Here is a 12439-nt window from a genome sequence, read left to right as displayed (position 1 = left end):
GTTTTGCCCTGCTGGTTTTCAAAGGAATTGAACCGGTACGGAGCCCAAAAGTTCCGGCGCCCGCCATGGTCTGCAACGGCCGGTTTCGGGAACAAAAGCCGATTTTATCAGGTTTCCGATGGGAAAAGCCTGGACACAGGCCCGCACAAAGAAGGAGCCGAGAACATGGAAAAACACATCGTCAAAGCCGATGGAAACGGCGCGATCGACGTGAACGGCCAGGTATCGCCGGTCACCTATACCGTCAGTCTCAAGCAAGGGAAGGGGCATTCGTACGAGGTCGACATCCGCTTGATGGCGCCGCGTGACTGGCTGGTGCAGCGAGGTTTCGAGCGGGATGCCGTGCTGGTCAGCCAGAGCGGCGCGCGCATTCCCATTTATCACGATGGCGCCAGCCGTCATGACGATGGTAATCGTCATGACAATGGCAATCATCACGGCAACGGCCGTCTCGACCTTGCCGACACGATCTCGATCGAACTGACGGCGCGCGACGACAGCTGCACCAGCGAGGTGGATCGGATGCGCAAATATCCCGAGTTCAACGGCACCGGGTAAATAATCAGCAAAGGGCGTCGTGGGCTAGCCGACGGGCCGCTGCTGGACGGCGGTCTTGACCGCCCGCTCGAGCGCGGTGCTGCTGAAAGGTTTCGCCAGCAGCACCGAGCCGGAGAAGCGGTTTGCAATCGGCAAGCTGCTGTTGCCGGTGGCAAAGACTAGGCCGACCGACGGAAAGGCCTCGCGCGCCCTGGCGGCGAAGACCAGGCCCGACATGCCGGGCAGGCCGATATCGGCGACGATGATGTCGACAATGGTGTGTCCGAGGATGTCCACGCCCCGTTCGCCACTATCGGCCTCGATGACCTCATAGCCGAGATCCTGCAGGATCTCGGCCGTGTCCATGCGGATGAAGGCGTCGTCTTCCACGAGCAACAACTTCAGCTTTTCAGCTGCGATCTCGGGATGTTTGGCAACAGGCACCGCGGCATCTGCCGCCCCCTGGCGGTGTTGCGGCCGGTTGGCAAGCACGTGGCGGATCTTGCGGGCGAGTTCCTCGCGCGTATAGGGCTTGGAGAGCAGTTCGAGACCGGGATCGAGCCTGCCGCCATGGACGATCGAATTTTCGGTGTAGCCCGATGTATAGAGCACGGCGATATCAGGCAGACGCTCGCGCGCCATACGCGCCAGCTCCGGGCTCCTCAATGGGCCGGGCATGACGACATCGGTAAAGAGCAGGTCGATATGGGCGCCGCTTTCGATAACGGTGAGCGCGCTTTGTGCATCCTTGGCCTTCAGCACGTGATAGCCGAGATCCGACAGCATTTCGATGACGGTGGCGCGAACGCCCTCGTCATCCTCGGCGACGAGGATGGTTTCCGTGCCTCCGGTTGCCGGCACGGCGTCGGTGGTGGTGACGCGATCTTCGCTCTGGAGCGAGCGGGGCAGGTAGAGCTTGAGGGTCGTGCCTTCGCCGATCTCGCTGTAGATCTTCACGTGGCCGCCGGATTGCTTGGCGAAGCCATAGACCATCGACAGGCCGAGACCGGTGCCTTTGCCTTCCGGTTTCGTCGAGAAGAAGGGCTCGAAGGCCTGCTGCATGATCTCTTGCGTCATGCCGGAGCCGGTATCGGTGACGGCGAGCACGACATATTGGCCGGCGGTGACTTCGGGATGGATGCGGCTGTAGGAATCGTCGAGGAAGGCGTTGCCGACCTCGATCGTCAGCTTACCGGCGCCGTCCATCGCGTCCCGGGAGTTGATCGCAAGGTTGAGCAATGCGTTCTCGATCTGGATCGGATCGGCGAAGGTGTTCCAGAGGCCGCCGGAGACCATGGTCTCGACTTCGATCTCTTCGCCGAGCGCGCGGCGCAACATGTCGTCCATGCCGGTGACGAGCCGGCCGATATTGACGACCTTCGGTTCCAGCGGTTGGCGGCGGCCGAAGGCGAGCAGCTGGCTTGCCAGCCGCGAGCCGCGTTCGACGGCGGCGAGCGCGTTGGAAATGCGTTCCTTGGCCCGGCCGTTCTCGGCCACGTCCTTGCCGAGAAGCTGCAGATTGCCGGAGATCACCTGCAGCAGATTGTTGAAGTCATGGGCAACGCCGCCGGTGAGCTTGCCGATCGATTCCATCTTCTGCGACTGCTGGAGTGCGGCTTCGGCCTGCTGGCGCTCGGCGATCTCGGCGGCGACGCGGACCTCGAGCATTTCATTGAGTTTGCGCAGCTGATCTTCCATGTCGCGGCGCTGGTCGATTTCGACTTTGGCGGCGCGGAAGAGCCGGATATTGTCGATCGCGACGGCTGATTGGCCGGCCAGGCTGACGAGGCTTGCCTCGGCCGCCTGGGAAAAACGGCCGGGCTGCCCGTGGCCGAAGAACAAGCCGCCGATGACGCTGCCGTCACGTGATTTCACCGGCACGGCGAGATAGCTCCTGACCGGCAGATGTCCCTTCGGCATGCCCGCATGCGGCGCATTCTGCCCGTAGCGCGGGTCGAGCAGGATGTCGTCGGAGCGCACGATGCCTTCGCCTTCGAAGGTCGGCGCGAAGACCTTGGTATTGCGCGGCATCGGGAATTTCTCGAAGTTCTTCCGGTCGACACCGGAGAGGGCATAGAGCATGTAGCTGCCGCCCTCGCCATCGTCGACATTGTAGAAGAAGGCGCCGAATTCCGCGCCGGTCAGCGTCACGCCGGCATCGACGACGATCTGGGTGAGGCGTTCGACACTGGGCTCGGCGGTAATCGCTGCACCCGCCTGGTTGACGACCGCAAGCGCCTCCGATTTGGCGCGCAGCTCTTCCAGCGCCATCTCTTCGCCGCGCTTGGCCGCCACCTGGTCGGTGACATCAAGCGCCGCACAGAGGATGCCGGCGACCGTGCCGTCATCGTCGCGCAGCGGCGTGTAGGAGAAGGTGAACCAGGTTTCCTCGGTGCGTCCGTCCCGGCGCATCGGGATGAGCAGCTCCTTGAAGAGCTGTGAACCGCCTTCCAGCGTGCTGGCGACGATCGGGGCGAACTGTTCCCAGATATCCGCCCAGACTTCGCGGAAGGGTCTCCCGAGTGCATCGGGATGCCGTTCCGGGAAAACCGGCACATAGGCGTCATTGTAGAGAAAGGCGAGGTCCGGACCCCAGGCGACGAATTTGGGCTGGCGGGAATTCAGCACCATTTCGGCGATATGTTTGAGAGAAGCAGGCCAGCTTTCGACCGAACCGAGACCGACGGCGTGGAAGGTTGGATGCCGCAACAATTCGCCGATTTCGCCGCCGCCTCTCGGCCAGCCGTTCCCGACGCTTCCCATTCAAAATCGTTTCCTTGTCATCCGCTGCGCCGGAGTGATTGGCCACCTCGGGGTTCAGCCTGCCAAACCCTCAACATAGAGGCTTGCGATAGGAGGGAAAGGGCGCGGTCGAAATATCCTTAACCCAGAGCTTCGTGCGTCCTTTCGGACGCGCAAAGGGCGATGCGCCAGGGCGTTCAACAGTGTAAGCGGTCTGCGGACATGGCCTGCAAGCGGTTATTTTCGGTAGAGTTTTTGCGATGCAGCGAAGGCGCGGCCGATATAGACGGAGACCAGTTGCACCGGCGCGCGCGGATCACGGAAAACCAGTCCGACGAGATTGTCGACGACGAGGATGAAACCCAGCGCGACACCGAGATAGAGCAGCGCGGCGATGACGAGGAGCGACATCTCCATCCCTCACACAATCGCGGTGAACGCGCGGCTGGTGGCCGCCAAAAGCCGAACGGAAAGGATTTCGATATGGCCGTTATTCATGGCGACTTCCCCGGTTTCGCCATAAACAGCCATTCTATGTTGTTGTTCCCGATTATCGGGGCCAGCGCTCAATTTTCTTGAAAGCCTCAAAGCTTGCAGCGTCATCCGGCCTCTGTTCACCCCCGCGTGGAAGCCACCTCTAAAATTCGATAAAGCACAACTAATTCAGGCATATGACAAAAGGGGTCCAAGGGCGTCGTGACGACGCCCTCTTCTAATCGACATGTTCGGTATTCCAGTGGTCAGGACGCCGTCTTGCGGCTCGCAGTCCGTTTTGGTGCCGGTGTCACGACGCCGTTCGTCTTGCTGCCCGCCACCGTGCGCTTCGCCTTGGGCTTGACTTCCTTGCCGTCGGAAGACGCCGCAGAACCCTCGAGCGCTTCGCGCTCGTAGCGTGCCTGTTCCCAATGGATGGAATCTCGCCCTGTCGGATAACCCTCTTCTTCCCAGAGGGCGTATGCACGTTTTTTGATCCACTCGTCTCGAGTTTCTGCCATCGCTGATCTCCAGTCACATGATGCCGTCGTTCGAACGCGATACTGCTGAGATGGTTCCAGAGGAGAGGAACTCTTTCAAGCGAAATCGCTCTGCACGCTGGAATATTTCGCGTTGCAGCATATTAGGGTTGAGAATCGGCCTTCACGAGGACTGAAACTCCACCGCCTTGTGCAGATCTGACACGAAATCCAGGTGCTGCCGGCGCTGGTCCGCCTCGTCGCGGATGCGCAACAGATAGGAAGGGTGGATGGTGACCAGAACGGGCGGACCATTTGTCGGCTGCAGAATATGGCCGCGCTGCGGTGTCAGCTTCACCTTCGGCCCGAGCAGCGCATAAAGCGCGCTTGCGCCGAGCGTCACGACGAGCTTCGGCTGCAGGATGTTGATCTCTGCGCCGAGCCACCATGCGCAACGCCTGATCTCGCCGGCATTCGGTTTTGCATGCAGCCGCCGCTTGCCGCGCGGCGTGAACTTGAAGTGCTTGACGGCATTGGTGACATAGCAGCGCCGGCGGTCGAGACCGGCCTCATCAAGACAGCGATCGAGCAGCCGGCCGGCGGGACCGACAAAGGGCCTGCCGGTCAGATCCTCCTGATCGCCCGGCTGCTCGCCGACCAGGGCGATCTCGGCTTTGCCGGGGCCTTCGCCGAAGACGATTTGCGTGGCATTCCTGTAGAGATCACAACGGGTGCAGCCTTCGGCCTGATGCCGGAGTTCGGCAATGCCTGTCGCCTCCGCGACTTCGAGTGTCAGGGCGGGACCGACGTTTGCAACTATGTTCATGATGGCGATCCTCATCTCGACGAGATCAATCGATCTGTGCCGGGATTGTTCCCGTTCGGGAATTGGGAGCGGGCTTTCCAAATCTGCTGACCCATTCCGGGACTTTCGCGATCGGTTCCCGGCCGGCAAACGATCACGGCGAAAAATTTCGCGTCATGGGAGAGCCGCCCTGCGATTGAACGTCGCCGTTTCGCGGCTATATTTGCCAGCGATGTTCTATCTCTTGTCGACCTACTGGCCGCATATCCTCTTTGTCGTTTCGATCGCCATGGGGGCCGCGGCGGCGATCCATGCCGCCATGACCAAGGAGGAAGTGCGCGCCGCGATCGGTTGGGTCGGCGTCATCATCCTGTCTCCGATCATCGGTGCGCTGCTCTACGCGATTGCCGGCATCAACCGCATCCGCCGCAAATCGCTGAGCATCCGCCGCGACGCGCTGCTTCTTGCGGCCGAATTCGATGAGCTGGAGACATTCGATGCCGAGGCCGAGACGGTGATCAGCCAGTTCGGGCGCCGCTTCGCGGCGCTTCAGAGGCTCGGCGACCGGGTGACGCGCAATCCGCTGACCTCCGGCAATACGATCGACATGCTGGAGACCGGTGACGAGGCCTATGCGGCGATGAAGACCAGCATCGACGAGGCGACGCGCAGCATCCTGCTCGAAACCTATATCTTCGACCGCGACGTGATCGGCCTTCGGATCGCCGACGCGCTGATTGCAGCGGTCAGTCGCGGCGTGGAGGTCCGGGTGCTGATCGACGCGGTCGGTGCGCGGTATTCGGTGCCGAGCATTCTCGGCCATCTCCGCGAGGGCGGCGTCACCGTCGCCGTCTTCAACGGCAACGTCATCATGGGTTTGCGGCTGCCCTATGCCAATCTGCGCACCCACCGTAAGATCCTCATCGTCGACGGGAAAATTGCGCTGACAGGCGGGATGAACATCCGGGCGGGTTTCAGCGAGGAGGCGACGGGAGAGAGCTTCGCCCACGATACGCATTTCAGCGTCACCGGCCCTGTTGTCGCCGACCTTTTCGACCTCGCCGCCGAAGACTGGCGCTTCTCGACTCAGGAGCTGTTGAACGACGAACCCTGGCGCATCGAACCGCCAGAGCGCAGTCCCGGCGATCCCATCCTGATGCGTGTCGTCGCCTCCGGCCCGGACCGCAGCGTCGAGACCAACCACAAGATGCTGACCGGCGCATTTTCCGTGGCGCGCCAGTCGATCCGCATCATGTCGCCCTATTTCCTGCCGGACCGCGAACTCATCAGCGCGCTGGTGACGGCGGCGCGGCGCGGGGTCGAAGTCGATATCATCGTGCCTGCGGTCAACAATCTCGTGCTGGTCGATCGGGCGATGACGGCGCAATTCGATCAGATCCTCAAGAATTATTGCCGAATCTGGCGCTCGACCGGCAGCTTCAGCCATTCGAAGCTGCTGACGATCGACGGCACCTGGGCCTATGTCGGCTCTTCCAATCTCGACCCGCGCTCGCTGCGGCTGAATTTCGAGGTCGATCTTGAAGTGCTGAACGAAGGTTTCGCTGCCGAGATCGACGAGCATATCGAGGAAACCTTGAAATCGGCGACGCTGGTGACGCTTGAGGGGCTGCAGGCGCGGCCCTTTGCGGTGCGGCTGCTCGAAAAGGTGCTATGGCTGGGTTCGCCCTATCTCTAATGCATGTCGCTCAAAACTGTGCGGCGGTTTTGGGAGGACGGCATGCATAAAATCAAAATCTGGCGCGTCGCATGAATTATCGTCGACGCAACGCGCTTTTTTGTCATCGGACATGGCAAGTTCCGCTCGGCCGCCTATACTGCGGAGTGAGTAGCCTTTTGATCAACGGAACAAGTGCGCCTGCCGATGCACGCCAGAAAAGATAGCCTTCCCGCCAGCATTCTCGCCTCGATCAGGAGCAGGAAAAAGCGGCTCGACGCAGCCCAAACGGAGGCAAGGCCGCGCAGTGCGGGAACGCTGATCGCCTCCTACAACGTGCATAAATGCGTCGGGACCGACCGGCGCTTCGATCCGGAGCGCACCAGCCGGGTGATCCATGAAATCGGCGCCGACGTGATCGCCCTGCAGGAGGCCGATACGCGCTTCGGCGAGCGCACCGGCCTTCTCGATCTCGGCCGGCTGGAGCGGGAGACGGGACTGATCCCGGTGCCGGTTGCCGGCATGGCCAAGGCGCATGGCTGGCACGGCAACGTCGTGCTCTTCAAGAAGGGGTTGGTGCACGACGTGCACCAGGTCAAACTGCCGGGGCTGGAGCCGCGCGGCGCCCTCGTCGCCGAAATCGAGCTGGAGCAGGGCGGGGTGCTGCGCATCATCGCCGCGCATTTCGGCCTGCTGCGTCATAACAGAGCCCAGCAGGCCCGCACACTGGTCGAGCTTATCAATGACAGGCACGAAATGCCGACCATCCTGCTCGGCGACCTCAACGAATGGCGACTGGGCGACCGCTCCTCGCTCAACACCTTTCAATCCGCCTTCGGAGAGCTGCCGCCGGCCGTGCCGAGCTTTCCCGCCGGTCTGCCGCTTCTGGCGCTCGACCGCATCATCGCCAACCGCAAGGGGATTATTTCAGAGGTGGAAGCGCATGATACGCCGCTGGCGCGCATCGCCTCCGACCACCTGCCGATCAAGGCGCTGATCGATCTGGAGCCGGTGGGCGGTTAAAAACTCCATCGACTGAGACGTCATCGGAGCGGCTCGATGGATCGCCGAGTGCTCTCACTTCGGGCGGAACAGCCGCGTGAGACGGCGAAACCGCTGAGCCCACAATTGCGGATCGATCTTTTCCGATGAGGATGGTGCGGTCAATCGCTCAATGCGAGGCAAGAGAAACGCAGCCCAATCGTCAAGATCGCTTTTGCTGAAATAAGGCAGCCATACGTCGGAGGGGGCCTCCCATTGTCGTGGATTTGCTCGAGCCAGATCGCCGAGCTTGACCAATATCATTTGGCCGTTGCCTCCGACGACTTCGATCTCCGGGTCGGGATCGGGCCTGGGAAGACGCGCGATGATGCTTTCTTCCAGAGCTTTTCCAATTCTTCGATCCGCCTCGTCGAGGCGACCAAGTATTCTTGTGTCACCGGCTGGGCCGGAGCCCTCTGTCATGTTGATCGTAAATTTGGCACCCATAATGCTGTTCGAATATTGGGATACCTGCAGCCAGCAAACCCTTCCGTCCCGGGCAAAGCTGCACCTGCCCGCGTTCTGGGATTCCCAGCCGAACTCCCGAAATCTCGGAGCCAGCAGCGAGCGCATATGTCGGTGAAAATCTCTGCTTTTCAGGTAGTCGCGCATGCCTTTGTCCCAGGGGTATGCCTCGCGCTGGAGCATCTCACGGCATGCTCGAAGGCACAACGGACGCTTGTGTCGTCGCAAGCGTCTGTCAGCACGCGTATCTGAAAATATTCAGAACCGAAAGGGATGGCGTCTGCGATTTTCGATCGGCCGCGGCTGGGAGGTCGCTGGGTCAGGTCCCGGATCGGCGGCCTGAAGACGGCTGATGTTGGCGAAGGCGCATTTGTTGCGAGCTGGCGCCGGCCGGTCGATGTCAGCCGGCGCCGTATGTCCTGTCGTGCAATTGGCGCTAGAGAGCGCCCGCCGCCTGCAGCAGCTTGCGATCGAGATCGACTGCCACGCGGGACTCGTTGTCGAGAACCATGGTCGCCGGCTTGTCGGTTGTGTAGGCCGGCCAGTCGGGCAGACCATCGGCGCTCGGCTTGCCGTTGCGGGCGAAATTCACCCAGGCCTGGCTCACCTTCCTGGACAGCGCGAGGGCGTCGCTGCCACCGCCGGTCGACGTCTTGACCAGGGCGGCGTTGGCAAACACGTAGGGCAGTTCCGCACAATGCCAGGCCATGGCAATCCCATCGAGGACTGGTGACTCGTAGGCGAACATGTAGGAGTAGACCGGAGCCCCGTTCTGCTTCGCCTTCAGGTCGAGATCACGGATGGCGCCCGGCCGGAAGCGCAGATCCAGGAAATAGGCGTCGGCGATCCTCTTTTCGGGGTAGGCGGCCATGAATGCCTTGCCGACCGCCTCGGCCTTATCGGCGAAGCGCTCCTTCAGCTTGGCCTCAGACTTCGCACCGTCCCAGCCGTTCTTATTGTCGGCAAGCAGCTCGCCCGCCTTGTGAGTGATGACCGTCTCGAATTCATTGAGGGTGTTGCCGACCATCAGCGGAATGTCCTTGGCCTGATCGACCCACTCTGTTCCGACAGGATTCGCTGGAATGTAGTCGCCGTCCTGAACGGGCGCATAGCGGGCGTCCTTCGCGCCCTGGGCGGTCGCGTCCTTGATGGCCTTGTCGGCTGCGGCAAGGAGATCGTAGTAGTCGACGTCGGCAAGCTTGTCGATTTCCTCAGCCTTCAGACCGAGGTTGGCGAGCGTCAGTTCGGCCACCTTCCGCGAGGACGCCTGATCGACGACCGAATCGGTCCGCGAGCCGCTCTGGACGATCGCCTTCTGAAAGAGGCCCTTCGCCGAAGGCGTCCCCATCAGGGCGCGCACCTTGTAGCCGCCGCCGGACTGGCCGAAAATCGTCACATTGCCGGGATCGCCGCCAAAGGCTTCGGCGTTGTCGTGGACCCATTTCAGCGCAGCGACGAGATCGGTGATGCTGGCATTGCCCGACCGTTTGTACTTCTCGCCATAGGCGGAAAGATCGAGGAAGCCGAGCGCGTTGAGCCGGTGGTTGAGGGTGACGACGACAACATCGCCGTCCTTGCTCAGATTGTGGCCGTCATACGAGGTCAGCTCGATACCGGAGCCGTTGGTGAATCCGCCTCCATGAATCCAGACCATGACCGGCCGCTTTTTGCCGTCCTTGATCGCTGGCGTCCAGATGTTCAGGAACTGGCAGGCTTCGCTCATCGGCAGATAGCGGTGCGGATTGAAGAGTTCGTCGCCCGCCACTTCCTTCATTCGGGGGATGAAGCAGTTCTCGCCGTAGGTGACAGCCGGACGGATGCCTTTCCAGGGCGCCACCTCTTCGGCCGGCATGAAGCGGTCGGCACGTGCATAGGGGACGCCGAGATAACTGTAGATTCCATCATCGAGTGCGCCGACGAGATTGCCCTTGTTGGTTTCGACGACCGTCTTGCTCTGCGAGGCAACAAACTCTTCGGCGAGAGCCGGCGCGCCGACAATGGGAGCTGTCATCGCCGACAGCGCAAACAGCACAGCATAACGAGGTAACAATATGCTTTTCATCAACTTTTCCTCTTGTCGTTGATTTCGATTTTTCAAAAGCCCGACGGCCGCCGTCCCCGGCCGTCGGTGACTAACTAGGTCAGAGCGGACGATTGTCAGGGCCATGTCAGATGGTTGTTGAAGAGGGATCACACGGGAGAGTTGGACAGTTCTTCTTTGCCGAAAATCACTGCTTGACGTCTTTCGCTCTTTGAGAAATGCTAAGATGTCAGACCAATTTCACGCGCTGACTGCCTGATAAGAAAATGGGGAACCATGAAGGCAAATCGTAGCGACAGGCCGGTGATCCGGCCGCTTCCGGTCATGGACCGCGCGCGTCAGGTGACTGATGCGCTGGCGGATTATGTCGAGGAGGCACGGTTGCAGGCGGGTGACCGTCTGCCGGCCGAGCGGGAGCTGATGGCAGCCCTTGCCGTCGGCCGTTCGACCATTCGCGAGGCGATCCGCCATTTCCAGGCGCTCGGCGTCATCGAGACGCGCAAGGGCAGCGGCACCTATCTGTTGAAGCCGGTTTCCCGGGCGACGATCCATATGCCGCTGTCGTTCGACGCGGTGCATCTGCGCGACGCGCTGCTGCAGACGCTGGAGGTCCGCCGCGGCATCGAATGCGAGGCGGGCATGGTCGCGGCGCGGCGGCGCACAGCAAGGGATCTCGTCGTTATCGAGGAAAAGCTCGATGAAATGGAGCGGGTGCATTTGGAGAAAGGCACCTCCGGGCCGGAGGATCTGGCCTTCCACCTCGCCGTTTACGACGCCACCCACAATCCGCTGTTTCGCCAGCTGCTCGAGCAGATGCGCGAGACCTTCGAGCGCTTCTGGGAACATCCGTTCGACCGGCAGGATTTTGCCCGCCGGTCCTTTCCCTTTCACCGCACGCTTTTCAACGCGATCGCTGCCGGGGATCCCGAGGCGGCGCGTCTGGAAACATTGAAAATTCTCGACATCGTCGAAGAAGACATCAAGGAAATGTCCAAATGAGCAACGGCGCAGAACCGTTCGACCTTGCCTCCCTCATTACGGCGCACGACGAAGGCAATTTCGCCGAAGCCGTCGTGCCGCCGATTTTCCAGACCTCGCTTTTCACCTTTGCCGATTATGACGAGATGATCGCCTCCTATCGCGGCGAGAAGGTGCGGCCGATCTATACGCGCGGGCTGAATCCGACGGTGCGCGCTTTCGAGGAAATGCTGGCCAAGCTCGAAGGAGCGGAAGATGCGCTGGGTTTTGCCAGCGGCATGGCGGCGATCTCGTCGGCGGTGCTGAGCTTCGTCGAGCCGGGCGACCGCATCGTCGCCGTCAAGCATGTCTATCCCGATGCCTTCCGTCTGTTCGGCACCATCCTGAAGCGGATGAAGATCGAGGTGACCTATGTCGACGGCCGCGACGAGGAAGCCGTCGCCAGGGCGCTGCCCGGCGCCAAGGTCCTGTATCTGGAAAGCCCGACGAGTTGGGTGATGGAGGCGCATGATGTCGGCGCGCTTGCCGCGCTCGCCAGGCAACACGGCGTCGTCTCGATGATCGATAACAGCTGGGCGAGCCCGTTCTTCCAGCGGCCGCTGACGCTCGGCGTCGATCTGGTCATCCATTCGGCTTCCAAATATCTCGGCGGCCACAGCGATGTGGTGGCGGGCGTCATCGCCGGCTCGAAGGCGATGATTGCGCGCGTCAAGGCCGAGGCCTATCCTTATCTCGGCGGCAAGCTTTCGCCGTTCGACGCCTGGCTATTGATCCGCGGCCTGCGCACGCTGCCGCTGCGCATGAAGGCCCACGAGGCATCGGCGCTTGAAATCGCCAGGCGCCTGCAGAAGCTCGATGTGGTGGAGACGGTCTGCCATCCCGGGCTCGCCAACCGTCTGCCCGCCGGCCTCAACGGCACCTCGGGCCTGTTTTCGTTCATCTTCCGCGAAGGCGTCGATATCCGCGCCTTCGCCGATCACCTCAAGCTCTTCAAACTGGGTGTGAGCTGGGGTGGACATGAAAGCCTGATCGTACCGGGCGAGGTGGTGCTTCAGCAGAAGGCACAGCCGAATTCCGCACATGCCTTCGGCATCCATGCGCGATCCGTACGCCTCCATGTCGGCCTCGAAGGAACCGAGGCTCTGTGGAGGGACATCGAGGAGGCGCTCGCCGCCGCCTCATTATCCTGAAACCTGAGAGAA

Annotated in this window: 12 protein-coding genes; 5 read left to right on the top strand and 7 right to left on the bottom strand. The window is 61.5% G+C overall.

From position 1 onward, the window contains the following. Positions 1-165 precede the first annotated feature (165 nt). Positions 166-558 (top strand): hypothetical protein, encoded by a 393-nt coding sequence (locus FHT75_RS11555; protein WP_063476018.1) that lies wholly within the window; start codon positions 166-168, stop codon positions 556-558. Between the two features lie 24 nt (positions 559-582). On the opposite strand, the gene FHT75_RS11550 is transcribed toward FHT75_RS11555, so the two are convergent. The 5 genes from FHT75_RS11550 to FHT75_RS11530 form a co-directional block, all read right to left on the bottom strand. Then, a complete protein-coding gene (locus tag FHT75_RS11550) occupies positions 583-3300 on the bottom strand; it encodes a response regulator (RefSeq protein WP_063476019.1) in 2718 nt (905 codons plus the stop codon). Between the two features lie 216 nt (positions 3301-3516). Continuing rightward, entirely contained in the window at positions 3517-3690 is a 174-nt protein-coding gene (locus tag FHT75_RS11545) for a hypothetical protein (protein WP_164735898.1), read from the bottom strand. Positions 3691-3699: 9 nt separating this feature from the next. After that, the gene (locus FHT75_RS11540; protein ID WP_047614894.1) at positions 3700-3882 is read right to left on the bottom strand and encodes a hypothetical protein; all 183 of its coding nucleotides are present in this window, start codon (positions 3880-3882) and stop codon (positions 3700-3702) included. A gap of 137 nt (positions 3883-4019) precedes the next feature. Continuing rightward, positions 4020-4274: a DUF2934 domain-containing protein gene (locus FHT75_RS11535; protein ID WP_047612891.1), complete on the bottom strand. Its 255-nt coding sequence runs from the start codon at positions 4272-4274 to the stop codon at positions 4020-4022. Between the two features lie 142 nt (positions 4275-4416). Beyond that, positions 4417-5058 carry a UdgX family uracil-DNA binding protein gene (locus tag FHT75_RS11530; protein WP_063476256.1) on the bottom strand — a complete coding sequence of 214 codons (642 nt, stop codon included), beginning with the start codon at positions 5056-5058 and terminating at the stop codon, positions 4417-4419. Between the two features lie 211 nt (positions 5059-5269). Between FHT75_RS11530 and FHT75_RS11525 the strand changes: the two genes are divergently transcribed. Next, positions 5270-6733, top strand: a complete 1464-nt coding sequence (locus FHT75_RS11525) for a phospholipase D-like domain-containing protein (RefSeq protein WP_063476255.1) — start codon at positions 5270-5272, stop codon at positions 6731-6733. 186 nt (positions 6734-6919) lie between these two features. Next, positions 6920-7735: an endonuclease/exonuclease/phosphatase family protein gene (locus FHT75_RS11520; protein ID WP_047612893.1), complete on the top strand. Its 816-nt coding sequence runs from the start codon at positions 6920-6922 to the stop codon at positions 7733-7735. Positions 7736-7789: 54 nt separating this feature from the next. Here FHT75_RS11520 and FHT75_RS11515 read toward each other — a convergent pair whose 3' ends face one another. Beyond that, positions 7790-8365, bottom strand: coding sequence for a hypothetical protein (locus FHT75_RS11515; protein WP_097622838.1), 576 nt, complete (start codon positions 8363-8365; stop codon positions 7790-7792). Positions 8366-8654: 289 nt separating this feature from the next. Next, positions 8655-10280 carry a carboxylesterase/lipase family protein gene (locus tag FHT75_RS11510; RefSeq protein WP_047612899.1) on the bottom strand — a complete coding sequence of 542 codons (1626 nt, stop codon included), beginning with the start codon at positions 10278-10280 and terminating at the stop codon, positions 8655-8657. 255 nt (positions 10281-10535) lie between these two features. Here FHT75_RS11510 and FHT75_RS11505 point away from each other — a divergent pair, with 255 nt between their 5' ends. After that, positions 10536-11258, top strand: a complete 723-nt coding sequence (locus FHT75_RS11505) for a FadR/GntR family transcriptional regulator (protein ID WP_047612905.1) — start codon at positions 10536-10538, stop codon at positions 11256-11258. Next, the gene (locus tag FHT75_RS11500) at positions 11255-12427 is read left to right on the top strand and encodes a PLP-dependent transferase (RefSeq protein ID WP_097622717.1); all 1173 of its coding nucleotides are present in this window, start codon (positions 11255-11257) and stop codon (positions 12425-12427) included. The genes FHT75_RS11505 and FHT75_RS11500 overlap by 4 nt, the downstream gene beginning before the upstream one ends. The last annotated feature ends 12 nt before the right edge of the window (positions 12428-12439 follow it).

Origin of the sequence: Rhizobium sp. BK112 (assembly GCF_014193215.1) — a bacterium.
GTDB classification, from domain to species: Bacteria; Pseudomonadota; Alphaproteobacteria; order Rhizobiales; family Rhizobiaceae; genus Rhizobium; species Rhizobium anhuiense.
The sequence above is the reverse complement of the archived record's forward strand: the minus strand, read 5'-3'. Positions and strand labels throughout refer to the sequence as shown.

Excerpts from the sequence above, each read along its gene's own strand:
- FHT75_RS11555 (WP_063476018.1), top strand. The coding sequence starts at position 166 with ATGGAAAAACACATCGTCAAAGCCGATGGAAACGGCGCGATCGACGTG.
- FHT75_RS11550 (WP_063476019.1), bottom strand. The coding sequence starts at position 3,300 with ATGGGAAGCGTCGGGAACGGCTGGCCGAGAGGCGGCGGCGAAATCGGC.
- FHT75_RS11545 (WP_164735898.1), bottom strand. The coding sequence starts at position 3,690 with ATGTCGCTCCTCGTCATCGCCGCGCTGCTCTATCTCGGTGTCGCGCTG.
- FHT75_RS11540 (WP_047614894.1), bottom strand. The coding sequence starts at position 3,882 with ATGACGCTGCAAGCTTTGAGGCTTTCAAGAAAATTGAGCGCTGGCCCC.
- FHT75_RS11535 (WP_047612891.1), bottom strand. The coding sequence starts at position 4,274 with ATGGCAGAAACTCGAGACGAGTGGATCAAAAAACGTGCATACGCCCTC.
- FHT75_RS11530 (WP_063476256.1), bottom strand. The coding sequence starts at position 5,058 with ATGAACATAGTTGCAAACGTCGGTCCCGCCCTGACACTCGAAGTCGCG.
- FHT75_RS11525 (WP_063476255.1), top strand. The coding sequence starts at position 5,270 with ATGTTCTATCTCTTGTCGACCTACTGGCCGCATATCCTCTTTGTCGTT.
- FHT75_RS11520 (WP_047612893.1), top strand. The coding sequence starts at position 6,920 with ATGCACGCCAGAAAAGATAGCCTTCCCGCCAGCATTCTCGCCTCGATC.
- FHT75_RS11515 (WP_097622838.1), bottom strand. The coding sequence starts at position 8,365 with ATGCGCGACTACCTGAAAAGCAGAGATTTTCACCGACATATGCGCTCG.
- FHT75_RS11510 (WP_047612899.1), bottom strand. The coding sequence starts at position 10,280 with ATGAAAAGCATATTGTTACCTCGTTATGCTGTGCTGTTTGCGCTGTCG.
- FHT75_RS11505 (WP_047612905.1), top strand. The coding sequence starts at position 10,536 with ATGAAGGCAAATCGTAGCGACAGGCCGGTGATCCGGCCGCTTCCGGTC.
- FHT75_RS11500 (WP_097622717.1), top strand. The coding sequence starts at position 11,255 with ATGAGCAACGGCGCAGAACCGTTCGACCTTGCCTCCCTCATTACGGCG.